Below are 21,914 nucleotides of genomic sequence, written 5' to 3'. Positions count from 1 at the left end.
TGCAGAAATAATAAACATTATTTCAATTAATTTTTTGTAGTCGATCTTCCTTTTGATTGAACGTATAAAACGATCCTATCGAAAAAAGAGTAAGCAATAAACCGATCAAGGCAATTCCATTGGTCAAATGTTCACCAGTTTGTGGGAATTTAGAGGAAGAACCTTTACTTTTACTTGACACTGGAACTGTAGCTTGTTGTTCCTTTTTTTGTTCTCCATTTTGGGTATCCTGCCCTGTGTCGTCTTGATTTTCGGAACTATTTCCTAAATCGCCGATCGTTGCTTTGACATGAACCGTTTGTATTTCTGATTGTTGAGCATGATAGATCGTTGGACTCATAACACATAACAGCAACGCACCTACCATGTAGTACATCATTTTTTTTATCTTACCCTTCACCTCCTATGTAAACGACACGTTTCCCACAAAACAATTATCCTTAAAAAACTAGCACTTTTAAAACCAAGTTTTACCGTTAGTTTGGTAAATAAAATAAGAATATGCAGTTATTTTTACTGCAGATAAATATAAAATACAATTGCTATTATCAACTATTTAACCACATATAACAGCGTTAAAATAGCATTCTTGTATTTCTAAGAACCTTCGCTAAATTTAATAACATATTATTTTAACCAACCAGTCCGAACTTTTCTCAATATTTCCCTATTTGAGAAATAGTTGTGTCATGAAATGCAAATTTTAATAGAATGTCCCTTATTAAGGATGTAGCCGTTTTTTCAAACCGTCTTATATCTCTGCAAGTTCATCCACTTTGATATGATAATAATCCACCAATTTGTTGATGATTGCTTCATCTAAGTAGTTAGATATTCCAAGAGTAGGCACTTCAAAAAAATCATTTGAATAGATGTCTGTCAGGACACAATCAAATTTTTGTAAATAGCCATTTTGTATTTTTGTCGCAGGATTTAAAATCTCAATATCAATATTATGTCTAAAGTAAAACTGGATTTCTTCTTTGAGCATACGCATATGATCATAAGAACTATCTAACAGTAGTGCGACATGAAGTTTCACCTTTTGTTTACGTACTTGGATCCATAGATCTGACCATGATGTCAATAATTTAAAGACGGATTGATGGATCATTTCATCGATGTAAATGTGAAATGACGGTCCTAGTGATTGGTAGATCTCAAAAAAACGGTCTTCTAAATCTTTGACAAGTGTCGAACTATCTCTTTTTACGTTTAGGTAAAATTCTTTTTTCTTATTATGTAAAATATAGGTTGGCTTTACTGTATTCATCGTTGTCCAATAAATATCATGAGTCAATTGATCTCGATTCTCACAAACGACCCCGAACTGTTTTTCTAAATAGCCAATAACTTTATTAATTTTATTTTTTTGATCCACTGCATCAACTTCAACATTTAGATATTGTAAACGTAAAGTCGGATGGATCGGTTGATAAAACTCGTAGAATAGTTGTTGAAGATCTTCCTCTTTTAAATGAACAGCGAAATTTTTATTGATTCGGCCTAATAGTTCTGTTTCGTTGGCGAAATGTTGAAAAATAAAAGGTACGTTCCATGAAAGCAAATTGTACCCTTGCTTTAATTGGATAAAACAGATAAATAAGTGGAATTTCATATTTCCTAAAAATAAATGATTGTCATTATTGACTAATGCCCAAATCGTATTCTCTTTCACAAAAACTTCGATGATATCAGTGATCAATGAGATATCTTTTGTTTCCATCATATTCTCAGGTAAATTATATTTTTCTGCAAAGAAGGCAGAGAAAAAGTCTCTGATATTCCCTTCATTCCCGACGATTTCAAGGTGATTATTGATTTTAAAATCATACTTACTGATTACTTGATTGATTCGATTGATGATTCGTGATACCTGTGTTTCCGATATATATAAACTATCACTTAGGTCATCTTTTGAACTTACTTTCCTGAAAAACAACGTTTCAAGTAATGTATATTCTAAACTTTTACTTAATATTTTTGAATATATGAACGCTTTCGGTGTTGTCAAATTTTTCTTTAGCAATACTCCTGATCTAAAGGAGGTTTCAATCGTCAGAGGTTCGATCATCTCGTTTATTTGTGAAAGATCGTTTCTTGTCGTCTTCTCTGAGCTTTCGATCATTTCAGCTAATTCGGCTGTCGTCACCCACTGAGTTTCCCATAATATTTCCAAAATCTTCAACTGACGTTTTAAACGTCCATCTAAGATTTCTCTCATTTCTTTTCCACCTCTCCAAACAAAAAATATTGAACGTCTACATCATTTTTAACATAGTGATTTCTCTAAAAATAATCTCATTCTACCGACTGCTTGGTAAAATAACGCTAAAAGTCATGAAAATTTGTTTTATCAATGTCAATAATTCTATCATTTAAAAAATGGTATAGTTAATAAAAAGACAGACTACTCCTACATATTGAACACCAGAATTCGTGAATACCTCCCTTTTGACCTCTTACGATTGCTAAAAAACAAGAAAAGATATGCCAGTTTATGGCATATCTAATAAATTGGATTTTTAAGTATATTTTAAATCACTAGTTCTTTCCTAAATAACTGGATACTTTCTTTTCTCTTTATAATAAAAGTATGTAATTTGTTGATGAATTCATTATCGAAATAATGTGGGATGCCAATGACCCTTGATTGCTCGATTGCTCCGCGAATCGTAAAAATATCCGTTAATACACAGTCGTATTTTTCCAACTTCGCTTGACTGAATTGATCGAATGGCGATAAGATGTCAACCGAATAAGCACTTCTAAAATGCATTTCGATTTCTTCTTTCAACATGCGCAAATGACCGATTGGAACATCCAAGATCAATGCTGCTTTGATTCTATGCGTTTTTTTCATCTCGATACGAAAATCAGACCACTGAGTCACTAAACTGTATATCGATTGATACACCATATTTTTCTTGTCAAAAGATTTGAGCTCAAGATTTTCATAGATTGCTGCAAAACTTTCTTTTAATTCAAACATGATCGTTTGATTTTCACTCATTAATTCTAAGACAAATTCTTCAATCACATTGTTCAAAATAAAAGTTGGCCCAATGATTCGAAAACTACTCCATAAAATATCACCGATCAAAGTATCGATATGGCCACACTCAATGTTAAATCGTTGTGATAAATCTTTGATCAGTTGTTCCATTTGATTATGTAATGATGATTGTTCGATACCTAACTGATGACAGGTTTTTGTCACTTTGAAAGGTTCGCAATAATTTGCAAATAAGTTATATAATATGTCTTCGTTCAATTCTACCTCAAAGCATGCTTGACATTTTCGTTTCAATCCATCATCATCCAAAATGGTTTGATAGTTGAACACAGTTGCTTTCTTCTCTATAAATTTTCCCTGCCGACAACGGTATAATGCAGCTAGTACTTTTAAATGGATTTTATTCAACAGAAAATGATGTTGATCATTCATTTCAATGATTGCTGCGTTTTCTTCATAAAAACGTTGGATCAAACGATCAATCAACTCGAATTCTTCTTTTACAAGTAATTTTTCTGCTGAAAGATATTTTTCATACATCAGGCTGGCAAACAATTTGCGAATATTAATCTCTAAACCTTCGATTTTCAACTCATGGCTGATTTGTATTGAAAATTTATCTAATACTGAATTTAGCTTTGTCAGTAATCGATTCAACTGTGTTTCTGAAATAAATAGCCGATCGCATAACTCGCCTTTAGTCAGATTCGGATGAATAAAAATTTCTTCGATGATCTGGCATTCGATGCAGTTTTGTAAAAATAAAGAATAAAGATGTGTCTTTGACACGCCCAGTGTTTTATCTAAGAAAACACCATGTTTAAAAGAAGTTTCAATGTTAAGCGGCTTGATGATTTCATTCAAATGTTTGATATCCGTTCGTATCGTCTTCTCCACTCCCCCGATGACCTGGACGATTTCTGATACTGTTAACCATTCATTCTCCCACAACAATTCTAGTAAAGCTAATTGCCTTGTACTTTGTTTATTTAATATTCCTTTCATTTTACTCCCCCAAATCTAATAAAAAAGCACAGTTATAAACAAAAAAATAACACCCCATCTGTGTTTTTTTGCATTTTTTTATGATATTAAAATTTAAATCAATCTGCAACTTACTACTCAAACAGGTTTATTAAAAAAAATATATACTCTTACTTAATCATAATTTTAGATTATAAATCGCCTTATGTCTACAGAAAAATGAAGATAACATGAGATATTTTTAATATTTTATTAAATAATGTCCGTCATAAAAAAAGATCGAGTAAAAGTTCCTCTTGTTTGAACGTTTACTCGATCATTTATTTATTTTGTTATTCTAAAGGTGATTTAAATAACTTTAGTGGATTTTTTTCTCATCTGGTGATAGTCATATGGATGGAAAATGTCACTTTCTCCTAGAAATATTCAAACGAATCAACCTTTTTTCCCACTTAAAAATGCAAATACATTTTTTCTGGAGATTTCTCCAATCGGTGTCTCTTGTTTATATACGCTGACTTTTTCTACTTCTTCCAATTGAGCAAACAATTGCTGTAAAGGTGTATCAAGTTCTACCGCTCTTTGTTGTTCAGTGATTTCCTTTTCAAAAAAACCGGCTAAAATGACTTGTTCAACTGTCTGAGCTTTGTCTTGGATCGATTCCTCAAAGAAGCTACGAACAAAATCATTCTCAGGGTGTAATAATAATCGATCTGGTGTATCGCATTGGATCAATTCCCCTTCTTTCATTACGGCGATTCGGTCGCCTAATTTTATGGCTTCTTCCATATTATGTGTGACAAAAACAATGGTGGTCCCTAATTCTTTATGAAGCGAAAGAACTAGCTCTTGCAACGAAGCTCGGGAAAGTGGATCAAGCGCACTGAACGGTTCATCCATCAAAATCACCTCAGGATTAGCAGCCAATGCTCGGACGATCCCGACACGTTGTTGTTCTCCTCCTGATAATTCTTGCGGCATTCGATCACGATAGTTCTCTGGATCTAAGCCAACTTTCGCTAGTAACTCATCCGACGTTTCAGAACGTTTCTGTTTTTCCCAGCCTAACATCTCAGGAATCACTTCGATGTTTTGTTTCACTGTCATGGTTGGGAACAATGCGATTTGTTGCAACACATACCCCATTTGCCAACGCATTTTTTGCAAATTATAGTTTTTCAAAGATTTACCTTTGAAAAACACCTCTCCGTTACTTGGTAAAGAAAGTCCATTGATCATTTTTAGCGAAGTCGTCTTTCCGCTTCCAGAAGGTCCGACCAACACAAAGATCTCTCCTTCTTCGATTGAAAGATCTAATTGCCTAATGGCGTACTTGTCACCAAAGTTTTTTTGTACATTTTTAAATTCAATCAGCTCGGTCAATTATTTCCCTCCTTCACCAATCCTTGGTCAACTAGAAATTGTCGTGCGACTTCAGCAGGTTGTTTTTTCTCGACGTTTACTTGATAATTCATTGTTTGCATCTGTTCTTCGGTGATTTTGCCACTAAGCTTCTCTAAAGCAGTCACAACTTCCGGATGTTCATTTGCAAAATCTTCATTCATCAATGGTGCCCCTTGATAGGTTGGGAATAAGCCGCGATCATCTTCCAGAACGATTAGATCATATTGCTTTAATTCACTGTCGGTCGAATAAGCATCAACGACGTTCACGTCACCATTATTTATTGCTTGATAGCGTAAACTCGGCTCCATACTTTGAACGCTAGGGAAGTCCAATTGGTAAAGCTCTTGTATTCCTTTATAGCCATCTGCACGATCAATAAACTCTAAAGTGAAACCTGCTCTGATTTGATTTTCAATTTTAGCTAGATCAGAGATCGTACGCAACTGATTTTCTTCTGCAAAGTCGCGTTTCACAGCAAGTGCATAGGTGTTTTGGTAAGCCATTGGTTTTAATAGTGTCATTGAGAACTGTTCACTCAACAATTTATTGGCTTCTTGATAGGTTTCCTCTTTTGTTAATTTTTTCTCCCTCAATGTATCGGGAACTTGAACTAAACTCTCCAATACTGTTCCTGTAAATTCGGGGTAGATATCGATTTGTTGATTTTCTAAAGCACTGAATAAGAAACTCGTTTTCCCAAAATTAGGTTTTAACTCGACTTCCGCGTCGGTTTCTTCTTCAATCAATCCTTTGTACATTTGGATCAAGATATCTGGTTCAGCACCAAGTTTACCAGCAATCGTGATTTTTTCTTGCTTAAAGAAGCTGGTCTGATAAATGGATGCCCCGGCAACTACAGTCAAGATCAACCCTAATACAAGCATTGTATAACGTGGTCGCAGATGTTGTAGTAAACGGATCAAACTACTGAAAATGATTGCTAATAGCGCAGAGCTGATCGCCCCGATCAAGGTCAAGACCGGTGTATTCCGATCGATCCCTAGTAAGATAAACGTTCCTAGTCCACCAGCACCGATCAATGCAGCTAATGTTGCCGTCCCAATGATCAACACTAAAGCCGTTCGAATTCCTGAGATGATTACAGGGAGTGCAATGGGTAACTCTACTTTGATCAGTCTTCTGAAACGCGACATCCCAAAGGCAACTGCGGCTTCTTCAATTGACGGATCAATCTCTGCTAAGCCAATATAGGTACTTTGAAAGATGGGTAATAACGCGTATAAGATCAAAGCAATCAATGCCGGTAATGTCCCGATCCCCACAAATGGGATCAATAATCCTAAAAGTGCAAGTGAGGGAATGGTTTGCAGTACACTTGTGACTTGTAATAAAAATTCTGCCATTCGTTTGTGACTTACAGCCCAAATAGCCAATGGGATCGCAATCACTGCGGCGATCAGTAAGGCAATCAATGATATAGATAAGTGCTGGAATGTAGCTGCAAGTAACTCTTCTTTTCTCTCACTGAGCGTTTCGATAAACGTATTCATATGACCTTCCTTTCCGTTCTCCTTTAAGTATAAACATAGCCAAGCAAATTCCCAACTAAGTTGTTTTAAAAAAAACTTGCAATCGAGTCGTTGGTGAGAACCGATTGCAAGTGGCGTTTTCTATTGAGTTATTTGAAATGATAGGGTGTTCCCTGCTGATAGAAATTTTCTTCATATCTGCGTTTTCGTTCGGTTTGTCGATACTTTTTTTCATCCCACATTACAAACCACAGTACAAATGAAGGCAGAAAAATCAACAATGCTGTTTGTAACCCATAATTACCTATAATAATACCAAAAAATAAAATCAACAACATTGCACCTAAACGTCTCATTGATTGCATATTCGATCACCTCTAAGATTTTATACCGAACGATTGTTCGCACTTTCATTATACGAACAATCGTTCCCTTTGTAAAGTAGAAGTTTTCTTTTTGAGCAAAAAAAAAACAGCCAGTAACGTTTAAAATCTCGTGGGGGAGATACTTGTTTACTGGCTTGTTCAATAAATATTATACTTTATCTTGAGTGTCCGTGACCAAAAAAGTAAAAATCGGTTGTTTTGACATCATAATCGTTAAAATTCATAAGATAATCGATGTTTTTTATATAGAAATGCTTCTTTTTTACTCTTCCACTTCTCATGCACGCTTTTTTTGCTTTTCAAAATAAAGGACGATGGGATGTTTACGAAGTATTTTTCCAGTTTTCACTGAGAAAATCTTGAAGGAAATAAAATATACTTCTTTATGTATATTTTTTTCCATTTTCCTATTGAATAAATAGAGTTGTTCAGTGTAATATAAAGATTGCTGAAAATTTTCAAAAAGAAAAGAGGTTAGAGATGAAACAGTTCAAATTTTTATTAGACTTATGCGGAATTATTTTAGGGGCAGCTCTTTACGGATTGGCAGTCACTGGAATCAATCTCCCTTCAAAATTAGCTGACGGTGGTGTTACAGGTATTGCTCTTTTACTAAATCATTTATTTGGCTTTGCGCCCTCTATCACCTCGCTGATCATAAATTTACCTTTATTGTTGGTTTCCTTATTTATTTTTGGAAAACACTCATTTATTCGAACGATAGTCGGAACGTTTTCTTTGGTCTTCTTTTTACATGTATGGGAAAATCTAAACGTTCATTTTGCTGTCGGAAACTTGCTTGTGAATAGCCTAATGACAGGGGTTCTTTCGGGGATCGGTTGCGGGTTAGTCTTTCGTTTTGGAGGAAGTACAGGCGGAACAGATATCATTTATCAAGCGATTGAAAAATACTACCATGTAAATATCGGGAAAAGCCTATTTATTATCACTTTTGGTATTTTAATTGTCTCTTTGCTGTATTTGGATTTCACACATTTTGCGTATACTCTTTTAAGCTGTTCAATTTTATCTTATACATTGAATAAAGTGAAGTATCTCAGAATCTCAAATCCTTTCAAAAAAATCACATCTACAACAGCAACAGTGAATCCATTAGAACCTATGGAAGAACCTTACTTAGATTAAGCCATTTTCATACAATAAGAGCTACCTCCTTTAAATAGTATGACTATTTAAGGATGTAGCTCTTTTTTTCTTGTCAGTTGTTTTGTTGAATCAGTGAGCCGCCTTTGGGAATCCACCAGAGACTACTAATTTTCCTTGTTGGCTTCCTTTACTAACTGCCGCCATCGCTTGTTCAAGTGAAGCTCTGGTGATGCCCTTTGAGTAAACCGTTGTGACATGACTATGGAGCTGGTTCGCTTCAAAGAGTTGCGCCAATTTCTTTAAAATCGCTCCTTGTGTGGCGATTTCTTTGTCATGATCCGTTTTTGTAAACACATACTCCCAATGGAAGCTGATCGAATCATTTTTAAAGCCATTTAGATCGATTTTTTCTTTTGTATTGACGATCATCCCGATATGCCCGAGTGGTTGAATGATTTTTTTTATTTCTGATAAATAAGGTTCGATATCATAGAGTACAGCAACATGATCCACACCTTCGCCCCCAACTTCTGCTAATTGGTCATAGAGAGAATGATGGTAATCTAAAGGAACATCTACGCCATTTTTTTCCAGCCATTCAAAGTTTTGCGGGCTAGCGGTAGCATAGACTTTCATACCTGCCCATTTTGCTAACTGTGTCATGATCGAACCGACGCCACCGCCTCCGTTGATCACCAATAATTCTTTGCCTTCATTTGCTCCTTTTTGCGGAATCAGATGGAATTTTTCAAACAGCAATTCATACGCAGTCAATGCAGTGAGCGGGATCGCAGCGACTTCTTCGTCCGTCAGATTCTGTGGTGCTTTCGCAACGATGCGCGCATCAACTAACTGATACTCTTGCTGACTGCCTCCGCGTTGCGTCGTACCGGCATAATAGACACGATCGTTCTCTTCAAAATCTGTCACAGCTGTGCCTACTTTTCGTACATAACCCACGCTATCATAACCTAAGACTGTAAAGGTTTCTGCTTTAACAATTTCTCTTCGCTTTGTATCTACAGGGTTGATTGAGAGAGCAACGACTTCAATCAACAAGTCACGTTCGCCAGGTTCTGGCGTCACGATTTCTTCTTCAACCAATCGTGGGTAAGGTGTGTCACGAGTAAAACCAAATCTTTTCATTGATGAGGGAACAGCCATCATCTTTCGCCTTCTTTCCGTTCAAGTTATCTGATCGATCGACAAAAAAGCTGTTTCACTCCAACATTCAAACAATTTAGCACAAGCCTTGCCTGTTTTTCATTTGACTGAATCGTTGAAGGAATCAACTTTTTTTCGTAATTGATTGATTCTTAGTTGAAATAGCCATTTCCGTTCAAAGAATCGCCTTGTTCATTGATCAAGCCTTCCAATGAACGATCTAGTACCCCATGATTTTTTTTACTTGGATGTTTCTTTTCGTCCATTGTTACGCTTTGTTTTCCATCATATGGGGTGTTTTCTGCTTCAAATAGAAGATACGCATTCTTTTCTTTTTTGATCGAAGCAATCAGTTCTTCTTCAGAGATTTTATTTTTCTTCTGATCAGGAATGATTGAAGCTGGCACATATTTAGGTACAAAATAAGACCGTTCTCTTACAGAGCTATTGAATACGCTTCGCGATGAAGACTTTTTCTCTTGTGGTGGTCTTTGCTCTGACGTGCTGTTCCGACGAGCATAACCGAAACTCGTCTGACTGTTTCGTTTTGTTTTCGTCGTATTGCTTTGTCTGTAATCTGGCAAATTTTGTTTATGTTTGGCTAGATTTTCTTTTTGTGTCGAAGCATGTCGAACATTGACTGTCGCATGACTGTTTTTTTCTTTTTTTGAGTAATCCTCAAAATGAAATTCATTGATTTGTTCAAACAATGGCTTGTCGCTCGTATCTGTCATCAGATCATCTTGACCGTCGAACAATACGCGTCTATTTTCATTTTTCAGCTTCACGCCGATGTGATCATCATAGGCAGGGAAGCGAAAATGTTTTCGTTTGATTTCTGTCATGTAAACCATCCTTTATAAGTGGACTTTCTCTTATAATAGCATAAATCTTGTATTTTCTATAGCTAAGCGTTAGTCGCTTATCGCTTTCTTGTCGTTTCACGAATGATCAACTCGGGGAAAAAATGGCGATAGCCTTGACTCGCTCCTTTTTCGCTAATTTTTTTCAGTAGCATTTCTCCGCAAACTTCACCCATCCGAATAATGTCTTGCTTGACGGTCGTCAGCTTGGGCGAACTGATTTGATCAAGAAATACGCCATCAAAACCAATCACTCCAAATTGTTCTGGTAATTGCCCGCCGACTTGCGTGATACCACGAACGATGCCTAGTGCCAAGCGATCAGAGCTACAAACAAAACAAGTCTTATCTGTAAATTCATCCCAATGCTCGGTGATATATTTTTCTGGTGTGGTCGAATGATTATCAAAACGTAACATTCTCGGTGTTAAGCCAGCTTCTTCCATTACCTTTAAATAACCCGCTTCTCTAGATAATTCAAAAGGCTCTGCTTCATCGATACCAATATACACGACTGTTTGGTAACCAACTTCTAAAGCATATTGGGTCGCTTTAGCAGTTCCATATTGATTGTCGCTATCGACATAATCGTAGCCCATGCGATTCTCACCAAATAAGACGACTGGCTTTTCCAAGCGATTGATCCAATCAAAATCTCTTTCACGCACCCCTGTAATGATGTAGCCATCACAAGACCCGACATCAAACGCATCATTGGTCACTAATTGCAAGGAATAATGTTCTTTTCCAATTCTTTTAGCAATTCCCATGAGTAAATTCATATAATAAGGTTCTGTCGTATCGATTTCTTCAAGAATAAACAACTTGATGATTTGCGAACGGTTTGAAACTAAGGCTTTTGCTGCAATATTTGGGCGATAATCAAGCTCAGCCATCGCTGTAAAAACTAATTCTTTTAGTTCATCCGTCACTTGTTCTGGATGATTGATCACCCGAGAAACTGTCATTTTTGAGACATTTGCTCGTTTAGCTACATCTGCTAACGTTGGCATAAAATCTCCCCTTCCATGCCTAAATACATAACTATAGTCATTATAGCAAAGAATCGGGAGAAAAATAAAAAATGATTTTAGTTGTCTAATTTTATTATAAAGAAATACCACCGAACGTATAAACCGCTTAAGTATTTCATTGCAATACTTAAAACAGACAAGTTTATAAAGGATGTTGAAGCTTTTTAGCGAAATCCCCTCAATATTATAAATATTCCCACATATTTTTATAAATAGTCGGATTTATTTTAAAATTACTATGACCTAATTGAATGGATAGGCTATACTAGACTAGACAGAAAAATTAAGTTGTATAGATTAAAAACACGCTTATTGATGTTTTCACGTCAAGACTTGAAAGTCGCACCTTTACATAATTGTTTAATCAACAAGCGGTTGAGACAAACTAAAATATCTGGTCTTTCTCTGAAAAGGACAACATTACTCCTGAACAGAAAGAATTGAAGGAACTGTGAAACAAGCCTTTATCCGGATTATTTACGTTCAGTATTTTATACAGATTGAGGAAAAGAAATTGACACTCAAACGATTGAACAGATTCTTGCAAGCTTTTTTTAAATTGAGTATTGCATAAGTAAAGAAGGATATCCTATATCAGTTGGAGATCCAACATTTTGTCTATGTTCATTGGTGTAACTATCTACGATTACATGATTCATTAAGATACGCTCCCCCCCTTTCCCATCAGAATATTAGATTACCCATGGAGGCTCGTTATCAAGGGCTATCGGATCAAAAGAGTAATCAAGCAACTACAATTTATAATTTTTGTCAAAATAAGTGTTGCCATTTCAAGTTAACTTTTGAAAATTTAGGTCTTCCAATAAATTCAATCTTTCAATTTGATTACCCATCTTTAATGCTTTCGAAAAAAAACATCTACTCTCATACTTTATAAACCCTTTAAATTTTATCATCTAAGGAGGAACATTATGTCTGAAGTAATTGTTATAGAACAATTGCAAAAAGTACTTTCAAAAAAAATTATTCTCGACAATATAAATGTAATTATCAAAGAAAATGAATGTATTGCTCTTCTAGGTAAAAATGGTGCAGGAAAAAGTACACTTATAAAGATTATTTTAGGAAATTATACAATGAATAGTGGTTCTATTGAAAATAGATATTCAAAAAGCGAAATTGGTTACCTCCCTCAAAAAACAAGTTTTCCCGATGATTTAAAAGTTTCTGAGTTACTCCAGTTTGTATCAAGCTTTTCCACCAATCCTCTGTCTGTTGATAAGATAAATGATGTATTAGGTTTTACAGAAGAACAATTGAAACAATTCGCAAATACGCTCTCAGGTGGCCAACAACGAATTCTTGACTTCTGTTTATCAATAATCAATCAACCTAAGTTATTGATTATTGATGAACCAACTGCCGGTATGGATACACTCACTCGCAAAAGATTTTGGGATATCATACAGCGCTTGAAGGCAAACAAAACGACTATTCTTTTCACGACACATTATATCGAAGAAGTTGACTATTGTGCGGATAGGGTGCTTTTATTAGATAGAGGAAAAATTATCGCGGATGATACGCCTTACAGGCTAAGAATAATGGAACGAAAAAAAATATTGATGATGGAATTACAAAGCTATCAACGATACCAGCATAAGCTAAAAAAGGTTATCCAGAAACACGATATATTCTTAAATGAAAAAAAATCCTTGGTAGAATTACATTTCTCATTTGATCAAACAGTATCTATCATCAAAGATTTAATTACTATCGATTTCCCTTTAGATGATATCGAACTAATGAATACGTCTTTACTAAATTCTATTTTCAACGGAATCGATTCAATCAGAAAGGAAGACGCCAATGAGTAATCTTCTAAAAATAGAAATGATACGGCTGACTAGAAATAAAAAATATCTTATTATGAGCGTTGGTATGCCTGTAGTTTTTTACATTATATTTACTGCGATGATACAGATGCCTACAGAAGAAATACAAATAGTATTCATGAGAGAATACCTTATGTCTATGACTACCTTTAGTTTGACAAGCTTTTCCCTTTTTACTTTTCCGTTTGAAATAATCGAAGACAAAAAAATGGTTGGAGATCCTTGATCAACCGTTTACCTATTCGTGAATATGAGGTTTATTTAGTGAAAATCATTAAAATGATTATCCTTTTTATTTTAGCTATCTCATTAGTTTTTCTAACGGGATATTTATTTAGAGGGGTTAAGTTGTCCATTATAGAGTGGATTGTTTCATCTCTATTACTATTATTTGGTGCTCTTGCTTTCTTGACCCTTGGGACAATTCTAAGTAATTTTAAAGAAGAAAAAACTGCTTCCGTTTGCGCAAACATCTTGTTCTTAGGTTTGGCTTTATTAGGAGGTCTATGGTTCCCCACTGAACAATTTCCTTCTTGGTTACAGTCAATTTCTAAAATGACACCTACGTATCACTTTAGAGAGTTGGCCGTTGGCTATATCAATAAAGGCTCCATTCCAATAGTATCAATACTAGCAATGCTTGCTTATAGTTGTCTTTTTTTAGGCATTTCCTATCTTATTATATTGAAAACAAAAAAAAGCCATTCATAATGACTTTTCTAGAACTAAATATGTAGATACCAAGAAAAATCAAAAAGTTGGTTTTCTTGGTATCTCTTTGTTTTTAGCATCTATAAATACAATAGTTTATCTTCTTCATGTAAAAATCTTCCAGTCATCTTAGCTGCTGAAACGCTACATCATCCCATCCAAAAACTCTGCGGCTTCTTCCATCAATGGGACTTCTACCATATGACGTTTCTCCGAAGAGGCACGAAAGACGATGCCCTTGCCGTAAGACTCATCCTTATTTTTTTCTACAAATTTAGCTACTTGCTGATAAGGGATTTTCTCATCTTTTTCGCCATGCCAGAAAAACAAGGGACGTCCGGCTAATTTTTCTGGGTGCATCGATAGATCGTAATGATTGACCCATGAAATCAAGTCGAAGTAATCATCTGGCAACTTGTAGTGGTATTCTTGCGCTCTACGTGAGATTTCTTTACCATATTCAAGTGGTGCTGGTGATCCCATCAAGCAGATACCGCCAGTGATCTCAGGATGCTTTGCCAATAAGGCACATGTGGTCATGCCACCCATCGATACACCACCCACTGCCAATTTGTCTGAAAGAAGTTCACGTTTTCTTAAATGTTCGATCAATGTATCGAATTCAAATAGATTCCCGTAAATACTACTCCAAAAAGTAAAGGAAGGGATTTTTGACACCGGTTGCTTCCGTTCTCCATGATTCATGGCATCGGGGAGTAAGACTCTCATTCCTTTTTTTGCCATTTTTCTTCCTTGCGTCAACACAAGTTCCTTACTCGTCTGCCAGCCATGATAATAGATCACTACTGGGATTTTTTCTGACTTCAACTCTTTTTGGACCACTTCTAAGACTGGGATATTTTTTATTGTTCGTTTCAAAATAATTGGATTCACTGATCGATTCACCTGATTTTCATAAGATTGGCTGAACGTAATGACAGCCATAAACCTAACATCACTTGTACAAGACATAATAGTCCAAATGTAGTTGTGTAAACATCCATTCTTTTTACAAAGAATAGCATGGCGAATACCCCTGTGATCCCTAACCCTATTGATAGTACTGGGTAAATAGACATTTTAAAAAAACTAGCAAAACTGCCAAAGATATTTCCAATAAATACCATTAAGAATAGAAAAATACTTAGTATTACCCCGTCTGTCAATGAGATTGGGAATAACAAAGCATTCGCTTCGACTGGTTGTTGGATTGCATTGTTGCCTAAATACATACTAAGAAAAATACTACATATATGACTGACTCCAACGACCTTGTTCATTCGCTTCATCGCGCTCACCTGACTCTCTTTATAATTCTATTATAATCATTTTATCATTTTTTTAAAGTAATAAACGTTTATTCTTTTCTTCAATTGAATTATTTCTGATATGATGAGTATAGAGAAATCAGAAAGGAGTTCTTATCATGTTCGATCTAAAAATGTTAGCGATGATCTTTTTCATCAATTTCGCTTACATCACATTAAATACATTACGCTTTATGCTGACCATGAAAGGCTATCGTTATATCGCACCTTTAGTTAGTATGGTTGAGATCATTATTTACATCGTTGGTTTGTCGCTGGTCTTAGACCGCTTAGATAACCCTTTGAACTTATTCGTTTACGCACTAGGCTATGCTGTGGGTATCAGTGTCGGGATCGCCATCGAAGATAAATTAGCACTAGGCTATATCATGGTAACAACGATCTTGCCAGCGAATACGTCTGAAGATAAGAACTTACCGATCATTCTTAGAGAAAATGGCTTTGGTGTGACACAAACTTCTGCGACAGGACTTGAAGGTGAGCGTTTAGTATTAGAGATTCTTTCTCCACGTAAAAGTGAGCGCGAACTTTACCGATTGATCAAAGAAGTGGAAGAGCGGGCTTTTATTATCTCTTATGAACCAAAATATATTTCTGGTGGGTTCTGGACAAAAAAAGTGCGCAAACGCCGAAGCAATGTAAAATAAATAAATGTGAAGTAAATGATGATCTGATGAAGCCCTTTCATCAAATCATCGTTTATTTATTTGTTTTATTAAAAAATGTCGACAATTCCTCATCATTTTGTTATTATAATGTATATCATTAAATTTATGGGAGTCCTTATGCAAATACAACAAAAAACAACGACCTATTTACATTGGGGATCTGTTTTTGCCTTTTTGAGTGCCTTGCTTTTTTTCTTTTACGCTTATTTCAAGACATCCAGCATACCTTGCAACTCATTTGGCTGGTTACTACTAGACCATTCTGAGCTTAACCAATCGAGCGACAATCCAACATTCTTGATTTTGTCTACCTTATGTGGTCTCATTTTCTCGTTATGCTTCACGGCCTACTTTGCAAAGAAAAAAATGAATACATTTAATGAAGTGAACATCATTTTCGTCATACTGAAATCACTGAATCTCTTAACAGCTATGTTGTATACGTTCAATCAAGATTCACTATTTTTCTTCATCATCAATGGTTTAGTGGTGATTTTGACGATATTCACTTTCTTTATTTTTTCATTGATCACTAAGCAATTAAGGATGCCGATGCTTATCCAAATGAGTACTTTTTTCTGTTTTTGCTATAGTATCATTGCATTGTTCATCTTGGCATTTGCACCATCGATCAATTCTGCAAATATTCAAATCACTAGTAATATACTAGATATCTTGTTTATCGGTAATTTAGCTTATATGATGTGGCACTTTCGCAAAACAGCATGACTAAAAAATCACTGTTCATCCAAATAGGGAGAACAGTGATTTTTTTAAATCATTTTTTTGATGTAAGAATAAGATTTTACTTCTAGCTCCTTCATCAGCGCAACCAACGCTTGTTCTTTGATAAAGGCACGTTCCACATTCGTTTGAGTCAATGGTCGCTCTTCCAACAATGAATCTTTCTTATTCTCGACTACCGGCAGCAGTAAGTGATACTGCTCATTGTGAGCCAAGACATTTGCTAATAATAACGCATCTAAAAAAATAGACTCACGGCGTTTTTTGTATTTGTTTTCACAAACCCGTTCGATGATCACTTCTACTTGATCAAAAAAATATGCTTCGTTCACATCGCCGATCAACTGCCCCAACGCCTGGAACTCTTCAGGTAATGTCGTCTGCTGTTTTTGAAGATGGAAATAAGTTGGCAAAGAAACTTCGTTCTCTTGTTGGAGCGTTACAAATCGGTAATTTTCATTGCCTGCTTCTAATCGTTCGATCGTTGGAACTGAAAAGGCGGTCGCATAAAAATAATCTGTTTCAGTCTCACGACAGAAATGCCAGATCTCTTCTGCCAAAAAGAGCGCTCTTTGACTTTCTGGCTGCTTCAGCAATTCTTGCATCAATTCTTGGGTTAACTGAGCGATTTCCTCTCGAAAATCTTTTTGATCATACACTGGAAAGGCACAGCGATAACGCCGATTCTCTCGAATGATCAAGCCGTTGTCGATCATTTGGTCAAGAAAATGTTCCATTTTTTTCTGGCGAAATTCTTTTTTTAGTTGTCGCAAGATGATATCTTGTGTGCCTTGACTGATCAGATAGTCGATCATTGGTTGAAATAGTGGCTGTGCGATCAGTTTCCGCCGATCATCTTGAGAATGAAAATATTGCATCGATTTACCTGCTTTCTATGTGGACGTTTAAATAAAAAAGTGAGAGGTTCCAGTCAACTGGTCACACTCCCACTTCTTTCAATCTCGTCGCTTAATTGAAAACTTCTGTCAATTGAGGGACCACTTGTTTTTTACGTGAAACGACCCCTTGTAAAAATGCGCGATTGTTTTCTAACTTCACATTAAATGCTTGTTCAACTTCTGCTTTTCTTTCACCGGCAATCAATAATTCTGAATTGCTGTTCAAGATGTCCGTTACTACAAGGACGAAAAGATCATAACCGTTTTTAGCAATCTCAGCGTTCATCGCTGCTTCAAGCTCTGCTTGACGGTCCATCACTTCGTTTAAATCAACTGTATTGACTTGAGCGATGCGCACGCTTGAGCTCGCCATTGGAAAACTTTTTGCATCTAGGTCAAGTAATACTTCGGCTGCTTTATCGCTAAGGTTTGTCCCTGCTTTTAGCATCTCCAAGCCGTATGCTTCTAAATCCACACCCGAGATCTCAACTAGTTCTTTTGCAGCCAATTGATCTTCTTCTGTTGATGTTGGTGATTTGAACAATAAAGTATCTGAGATGATTGCAGATAACATGATTCCAGCGATTTCTTTAGGGATCTCAATTTGGTTTTCTTTGAATAGTTTTAAAATAATAGTACTTGTGCAACCAACTGGTTCAGCACGATAGTACAATGGATTTGCTGTTTCAAAGTTTGCGATACGATGGTGGTCAACTACTGCTAAGATCGTTGCTTCCGCAATGTCAGCTACGCTTTGTTGGAATTCATTATGATCCACTAGCATCACATCTGCTTGTTCTTCTTTGATTGATGAGATCACACGTGGTGCATCTAATTTGAAGTAATCTAGTGCAAATTGTGTTTCTTCACTTGGTGTGCCTAAAGCAACAGGCTCCGCATTTACTCCTAATTGATTTTGCAAATATGAAAATGCAATCGCTGCTCCAATTGCATCTGTATCAGGATTTTGATGACCAAAAACTAAAACTTTTGACATTTGACTCGCTCCTTTTTCTTTTCTCCTATTCAATAATAGCAAAAAAACGGAAAGAAGCAATACTTATCTTCCTTCCGTTAACGTCTATCTAGTTAAATATTTTGTGTAATCTTCTATATGAAGAAGACGTTTCGCATTTTCAACTCGCTCTTTTGTCGGTGGTTCGATCCCTTCAAGTGGATACGTCAAACCAAGAGTCTCCCATTTGTATCTACCCATTGTATGATAAGGAAGGATTTCCACTCGATCGACATTCTCAAGTGTTTTGATGAACGCATCTAGGCGAATCAAATATTCATCATAGTCACTACGTTCAGGGACTAAGACATGACGGATCCAGACTGGTTTTTTGATATCTGAAAGATACTGAGCCATTTCCAGAATATTTTCATTGCCCCAGTGAGTCAATTTCTTGTGTGCTTCATTATCAATATGTTTGATGTCAAATAACAGTAAGTCCGTATAGTTCATCAACTCTTCAAAACGAGAAAAGAAAGGCTCATCATACGAAAATGGTTTCCCACACGTATCGATCGTTGTATGGATGCCACGTTCTTGCGCTTTTTGGAATAATTCGATCAGGAAATCGATCTGCAATAAAGGTTCACCACCACTGATCGTGATCCCTCCTTGCTTACCCCAATAAGAACGATAGCGCTCTGCTTGATCTAAAATCGCCTCTGCGGTATATTCTTTTCCTCCACCGATATTCCAAGTGTCTGGATTATGGCAAAATTCACAACGCATCCGACAACCTTGCATGAAGACGACAAAGCGAACGCCTGGTCCATCTACAGACCCAAATGTTTCAATCGAATGGACATAGCCTATTGTTTGTTCTTCCATCTTAATCACTTCTTTTCTTTAATTTCTTTCGTCTCGAGCCACGGACAATGTTTTTCAATCACAACCTCTTTGTAAAAAAGGAAGACAAAAGCTCATGCGGAACTTTTGTCTTTCCTTTTACACTACGTTGGTTGTCTTACATTCTGTCGTGTGACGTTCTCATCAATACATCTAATTGTTGTTCTCTTGTCAAGTCACGGAATTTAACGGCATATCCAGAAACACGGATCGTTAAGTTTGGATATTTCATTGGGTTTTCCATTGCATCACGTAACAAGTCGTTACTGAATACGTTCACGTTCAAGTGGTATGCGCCTCTTGAGAAGTAACCATCTAATACGTTACGTAAGTTGTCGATTCTTGTTTCTTCGTCTTTCCCTAACCCAGAAGGATTGATCGTTTGTGTGTTAGAGATTCCATCTCTAGCATGTGCATAATTGAATTTCGCTGTTGAATTCAAGCTTGCAAGCAAACCATTTTGTTCTGCTTGGTAACTTGGGTTTGCACCAGGTGCCAACGGTTTACCAGCTTCACGTCCATCTGGTGTATTACCTGTATTTTTTCCGTAAACAACGTTTGACGTGATCGTCAATAATGAAGTTGTCGGAGTTGAATTACGGTAAGTTTTGTGACGTTTGATTTGGCCCATGAAGTATTCTAATACCCATTCAGCGATTTCATCTGCACGGTCATCGTCATTTCCATATTTAGGGAAGTCGCCAGTCACTTCAAAGTCAACTGTGATCCCTTGTTCATTACGGATTGGTTTTACTTGTGCATATTTGATTGCAGACAAGCTATCTGCTGCGTGAGAGATCCCTGCAATACCTGTCGCAAATGTACGTTTCAAGTCAGTATCCATTACAGCTAATTGTGCAGCTTCATAAGAATATTTGTCGTGCATATAGTGGATGATGTTTAGCGTATTTACATAAAGCTCAGCTAACCAATCCATGATATTCATGAAGTTGTGTTTCACTTCTTCAAAGTCTAATGTGTCGCTTGTGATTGGACGATATTCAGGACCTACTTGCGCTCCTGTCATCTCATCAACACCACCGTTGATCGCGTATAACAATGCTTTCGCTAAGTTTGCGCGTGCTCCGAAGAATTGCATATCTTTACCAACAACAGTTCCAGATACACAACATGCGATCGCACAGTCATCTGAACCCCATTGTTCGCGAAGTAAGTTATCATTTTCAAATTGGATCGAAGAACTTTCGATCGCAATTTTACTTGCATACGTTCTGAATCCTTCAGGTAAGTTTTCTGAATATAAAACAGTCAAGTTTGGTTCTGGTGAAGGTCCCATGTTTGTTAATGTATGCAACATACGGAAATCATTTTTCGTTACTAATGAACGTCCGTCTAAGCCCATACCAGCAATTGATAATGTCGCCCAGATCGGGAAACCAGAGAACAATTGATTGTATTCAGGCGTACGTGCAAATTTCACCATACGTAATTTCATCACAAGATGGTCGATCAATTCTTGTGCTTCTCTTTCAGTGATCACGCCGTTATCTAAGTCGCGTTGGATGTAGATATCTAAGAAAGCAGAGATACGTCCGATAGACATTGCTGCTCCGTTTTGAGATTTGATTGCTGCTAGGTAACCAAAGTATAACCATTGAACAGCTTCTTTCGCATTTGCAGCTGGTTTTGAAATATCATAGCCATATTTTGCAGCCATTTCTTTCATTTGAGCCAATGCACGATATTGTTCTGAGATTTCTTCACGAAGACGGATCACTTCTTCGCTCATTGTATGGTAGCCAGTATTGTCATGGTCTTTTTTCTTTTGAGCCATTAAATAATCGATTCCGTACAATGCGATACGACGATAGTCACCGATGATTCGGCCACGTCCGTATGCGTCAGGAAGTCCAGTGATGATCTTGTTTTTACGTGCAGCACGCATTTCTGCTGTATAAGCATCGAACACACCTTGGTTATGTGTTTTTCTCCAGTCTGTGAAAATATGTGTCAACTCTTCTTTTGGCTCATAGCCATTACTTGTCAACGCATGGTTTGCCATGTTGATACCGCCAAATGGCATGAAGGCTTGTTTTAATGGTGTTTCTGTTTGTAGACCTACGACTTGTTCTAAGTCTTTGTCTAAGTAGCCAGCTTCGTGAGAAGTGATTGTTGACACGACATCTGTATCCATATCGTAAACACCGTTGCGTTCAAATTGGATATCATTCAATTTTTGTAATTTTTCCCACAAGTTGTCAGTTGCTTCAGTCGGTTTTTCTAAAAAGCTATCATCACCGCGGTATTCTGTATAGTTGTTTTGGATAAAATCGCGTGTATCCACGCCTTCTTTCCACTTCGTTCCTTTAAATCCATTCCATTGTTCCATCGTATGGACCTCCCGTTTCTGTTTTATGTAACAGTTTTTACGTGAT

The 21,914-nt window shown here is 36.5% G+C and carries 22 protein-coding genes; 6 read left to right on the top strand and 16 right to left on the bottom strand.

All coding sequences use genetic code 11. The features are described 5' to 3' along the window. Positions 1-22: 22 nt before the first annotated feature. The 6 genes from IGL24_RS06015 to IGL24_RS05990 form a co-directional block, all read right to left on the bottom strand. Positions 23-376 carry an LPXTG cell wall anchor domain-containing protein gene (locus IGL24_RS06015; RefSeq protein WP_207700462.1) on the bottom strand — a complete coding sequence of 118 codons (354 nt, stop codon included), beginning with the start codon at positions 374-376 and terminating at the stop codon, positions 23-25. Positions 377-751: 375 nt separating this feature from the next. Then, positions 752-2,224, bottom strand: a complete 1,473-nt coding sequence (locus IGL24_RS06010; RefSeq protein WP_207700454.1) for a helix-turn-helix domain-containing protein — start codon at positions 2,222-2,224, stop codon at positions 752-754. A 312-nt stretch (positions 2,225-2,536) separates the two neighbouring features. After that, on the bottom strand, positions 2,537-4,021 hold the full coding sequence (locus tag IGL24_RS06005; RefSeq protein WP_207700453.1) for a helix-turn-helix domain-containing protein: 1,485 nt from the start codon (positions 4,019-4,021) through the stop codon (positions 2,537-2,539). A 414-nt stretch (positions 4,022-4,435) separates the two neighbouring features. Beyond that, the gene (locus tag IGL24_RS06000; protein ID WP_207700330.1) at positions 4,436-5,383 is read right to left on the bottom strand and encodes an ABC transporter ATP-binding protein; all 948 of its coding nucleotides are present in this window, start codon (positions 5,381-5,383) and stop codon (positions 4,436-4,438) included. Beyond that, on the bottom strand, positions 5,380-6,918 hold the full coding sequence (locus IGL24_RS05995) for an ABC transporter permease/substrate-binding protein (protein ID WP_207115666.1): 1,539 nt from the start codon (positions 6,916-6,918) through the stop codon (positions 5,380-5,382). Before IGL24_RS05995 ends, IGL24_RS06000 begins: the two co-directional genes overlap by 4 nt. 128 nt (positions 6,919-7,046) lie before the next feature. After that, a complete protein-coding gene (locus IGL24_RS05990) occupies positions 7,047-7,262 on the bottom strand; it encodes a hypothetical protein (protein WP_207700331.1) in 216 nt (71 codons plus the stop codon). Positions 7,263-7,763: 501 nt separating this feature from the next. Here IGL24_RS05990 and IGL24_RS05985 point away from each other — a divergent pair. After that, on the top strand, positions 7,764-8,429 hold the full coding sequence (locus IGL24_RS05985; protein ID WP_207700332.1) for a YitT family protein: 666 nt from the start codon (positions 7,764-7,766) through the stop codon (positions 8,427-8,429). 90 nt (positions 8,430-8,519) lie between these two features. Here the strand turns inward: IGL24_RS05985 and IGL24_RS05980 are convergent, their stop codons facing one another. The 3 genes from IGL24_RS05980 to IGL24_RS05970 all read right to left on the bottom strand — a co-directional run bounded on the left by IGL24_RS05980 (position 8,520) and on the right by IGL24_RS05970 (position 11,430). Continuing rightward, a complete protein-coding gene (locus IGL24_RS05980) occupies positions 8,520-9,536 on the bottom strand; it encodes a zinc-binding alcohol dehydrogenase family protein (protein ID WP_429968412.1) in 1,017 nt (338 codons plus the stop codon). A gap of 170 nt (positions 9,537-9,706) precedes the next feature. Further along, complete coding sequence (locus tag IGL24_RS05975) at positions 9,707-10,399, bottom strand: hypothetical protein (protein ID WP_207700334.1); 693 nt, start codon at positions 10,397-10,399, stop codon at positions 9,707-9,709. Between the two features lie 77 nt (positions 10,400-10,476). Beyond that, complete coding sequence (locus IGL24_RS05970; protein WP_207700335.1) at positions 10,477-11,430, bottom strand: LacI family DNA-binding transcriptional regulator; 954 nt, start codon at positions 11,428-11,430, stop codon at positions 10,477-10,479. A gap of 953 nt (positions 11,431-12,383) precedes the next feature. Here IGL24_RS05970 and IGL24_RS05965 point away from each other — a divergent pair. The 3 genes from IGL24_RS05965 to IGL24_RS05955 are packed head-to-tail and all read left to right on the top strand — an operon-like array spanning position 12,384 to position 14,018. Further along, complete coding sequence (locus IGL24_RS05965; RefSeq protein WP_429966298.1) at positions 12,384-13,289, top strand: ABC transporter ATP-binding protein; 906 nt, start codon at positions 12,384-12,386, stop codon at positions 13,287-13,289. Further along, on the top strand, positions 13,282-13,533 hold the full coding sequence (locus tag IGL24_RS05960; protein WP_242699763.1) for a hypothetical protein: 252 nt from the start codon (positions 13,282-13,284) through the stop codon (positions 13,531-13,533). The genes IGL24_RS05965 and IGL24_RS05960 overlap by 8 nt, the downstream gene beginning before the upstream one ends. Positions 13,534-13,571: 38 nt before the next feature. Further along, on the top strand, positions 13,572-14,018 hold the full coding sequence (locus IGL24_RS05955; protein WP_347564933.1) for an ABC transporter permease: 447 nt from the start codon (positions 13,572-13,574) through the stop codon (positions 14,016-14,018). Positions 14,019-14,162: 144 nt separating this feature from the next. On the opposite strand, the gene IGL24_RS05950 is transcribed toward IGL24_RS05955, so the two are convergent. Continuing rightward, a complete protein-coding gene (locus IGL24_RS05950) occupies positions 14,163-14,912 on the bottom strand; it encodes an alpha/beta fold hydrolase (protein ID WP_207115670.1) in 750 nt (249 codons plus the stop codon). An 8-nt stretch (positions 14,913-14,920) separates the two neighbouring features. Further along, positions 14,921-15,307, bottom strand: coding sequence for a hypothetical protein (locus IGL24_RS05945; RefSeq protein ID WP_206857434.1), 387 nt, complete (start codon positions 15,305-15,307; stop codon positions 14,921-14,923). A 137-nt stretch (positions 15,308-15,444) separates the two neighbouring features. Here IGL24_RS05945 and IGL24_RS05940 point away from each other — a divergent pair, with 137 nt between their 5' ends. Further along, positions 15,445-15,993: a DUF2179 domain-containing protein gene (locus tag IGL24_RS05940; protein WP_207699969.1), complete on the top strand. Its 549-nt coding sequence runs from the start codon at positions 15,445-15,447 to the stop codon at positions 15,991-15,993. A gap of 224 nt (positions 15,994-16,217) precedes the next feature. Here IGL24_RS05940 and IGL24_RS05935 read toward each other — a convergent pair whose 3' ends face one another. Further along, the gene (locus IGL24_RS05935) at positions 16,218-16,340 is read right to left on the bottom strand and encodes a hypothetical protein (RefSeq protein ID WP_429968411.1); all 123 of its coding nucleotides are present in this window, start codon (positions 16,338-16,340) and stop codon (positions 16,218-16,220) included. 40 nt (positions 16,341-16,380) lie between these two features. Between IGL24_RS05935 and IGL24_RS05930 the strand changes: the two genes are divergently transcribed. Beyond that, a complete protein-coding gene (locus IGL24_RS05930; protein ID WP_429968410.1) occupies positions 16,381-16,743 on the top strand; it encodes a hypothetical protein in 363 nt (120 codons plus the stop codon). Between the two features lie 44 nt (positions 16,744-16,787). Here the strand turns inward: IGL24_RS05930 and IGL24_RS05925 are convergent, their stop codons facing one another. From IGL24_RS05925 to pflB, 4 genes are all read right to left on the bottom strand, one after another. Continuing rightward, positions 16,788-17,636, bottom strand: a complete 849-nt coding sequence (locus IGL24_RS05925) for a DUF1803 domain-containing protein (protein WP_207699967.1) — start codon at positions 17,634-17,636, stop codon at positions 16,788-16,790. Positions 17,637-17,727: 91 nt separating this feature from the next. Continuing rightward, positions 17,728-18,654 carry a manganese-dependent inorganic pyrophosphatase gene (locus IGL24_RS05920; RefSeq protein WP_207699966.1) on the bottom strand — a complete coding sequence of 309 codons (927 nt, stop codon included), beginning with the start codon at positions 18,652-18,654 and terminating at the stop codon, positions 17,728-17,730. An 84-nt stretch (positions 18,655-18,738) separates the two neighbouring features. Further along, on the bottom strand, positions 18,739-19,500 hold the full coding sequence (gene pflA, locus IGL24_RS05915; protein ID WP_207699965.1) for a pyruvate formate-lyase-activating protein: 762 nt from the start codon (positions 19,498-19,500) through the stop codon (positions 18,739-18,741). Positions 19,501-19,636: 136 nt separating this feature from the next. Continuing rightward, positions 19,637-21,868, bottom strand: coding sequence for a formate C-acetyltransferase (gene pflB, locus IGL24_RS05910; protein WP_206857446.1), 2,232 nt, complete (start codon positions 21,866-21,868; stop codon positions 19,637-19,639). Between the last annotated feature and the right edge of the window lie 46 nt (positions 21,869-21,914).

The organism is Enterococcus sp. DIV2371 (assembly GCF_050498525.1).
In the GTDB taxonomy this organism is placed as follows: domain Bacteria; phylum Bacillota; class Bacilli; order Lactobacillales; family Enterococcaceae; genus Enterococcus_B; species Enterococcus_B mangumiae.
This window is presented reverse-complemented; position numbering and strand designations above follow the sequence as displayed.

Excerpts from the sequence above, each read along its gene's own strand:
- IGL24_RS05935 (WP_429968411.1), bottom strand. The coding sequence starts at position 16,340 with ATGAGACCACATAAGGTAGACAAAATCAAGAATGTTGGATTGTCGCTC.
- IGL24_RS05920 (WP_207699966.1), bottom strand. The coding sequence starts at position 18,654 with ATGTCAAAAGTTTTAGTTTTTGGTCATCAAAATCCTGATACAGATGCA.
- IGL24_RS05960 (WP_242699763.1), top strand. The coding sequence starts at position 13,282 with ATGAGTAATCTTCTAAAAATAGAAATGATACGGCTGACTAGAAATAAA.
- IGL24_RS06010 (WP_207700454.1), bottom strand. The coding sequence starts at position 2,224 with ATGAGAGAAATCTTAGATGGACGTTTAAAACGTCAGTTGAAGATTTTG.
- IGL24_RS06005 (WP_207700453.1), bottom strand. The coding sequence starts at position 4,021 with ATGAAAGGAATATTAAATAAACAAAGTACAAGGCAATTAGCTTTACTA.
- IGL24_RS05925 (WP_207699967.1), bottom strand. The coding sequence starts at position 17,636 with ATGCAATATTTTCATTCTCAAGATGATCGGCGGAAACTGATCGCACAG.
- IGL24_RS05965 (WP_429966298.1), top strand. The coding sequence starts at position 12,384 with ATGTCTGAAGTAATTGTTATAGAACAATTGCAAAAAGTACTTTCAAAA.
- IGL24_RS06015 (WP_207700462.1), bottom strand. The coding sequence starts at position 376 with ATGTACTACATGGTAGGTGCGTTGCTGTTATGTGTTATGAGTCCAACG.
- pflB (WP_206857446.1), bottom strand. The coding sequence starts at position 21,868 with ATGGAACAATGGAATGGATTTAAAGGAACGAAGTGGAAAGAAGGCGTG.
- IGL24_RS05930 (WP_429968410.1), top strand. The coding sequence starts at position 16,381 with ATGAATACATTTAATGAAGTGAACATCATTTTCGTCATACTGAAATCA.
- IGL24_RS05980 (WP_429968412.1), bottom strand. The coding sequence starts at position 9,536 with ATGAAAAGATTTGGTTTTACTCGTGACACACCTTACCCACGATTGGTT.
- IGL24_RS05990 (WP_207700331.1), bottom strand. The coding sequence starts at position 7,262 with ATGCAATCAATGAGACGTTTAGGTGCAATGTTGTTGATTTTATTTTTT.
- IGL24_RS05945 (WP_206857434.1), bottom strand. The coding sequence starts at position 15,307 with ATGAAGCGAATGAACAAGGTCGTTGGAGTCAGTCATATATGTAGTATT.
- IGL24_RS05940 (WP_207699969.1), top strand. The coding sequence starts at position 15,445 with ATGTTCGATCTAAAAATGTTAGCGATGATCTTTTTCATCAATTTCGCT.
- IGL24_RS05975 (WP_207700334.1), bottom strand. The coding sequence starts at position 10,399 with ATGACAGAAATCAAACGAAAACATTTTCGCTTCCCTGCCTATGATGAT.
- IGL24_RS05995 (WP_207115666.1), bottom strand. The coding sequence starts at position 6,918 with ATGAATACGTTTATCGAAACGCTCAGTGAGAGAAAAGAAGAGTTACTT.
- IGL24_RS05985 (WP_207700332.1), top strand. The coding sequence starts at position 7,764 with ATGAAACAGTTCAAATTTTTATTAGACTTATGCGGAATTATTTTAGGG.
- pflA (WP_207699965.1), bottom strand. The coding sequence starts at position 19,500 with ATGGAAGAACAAACAATAGGCTATGTCCATTCGATTGAAACATTTGGG.
- IGL24_RS05970 (WP_207700335.1), bottom strand. The coding sequence starts at position 11,430 with ATGCCAACGTTAGCAGATGTAGCTAAACGAGCAAATGTCTCAAAAATG.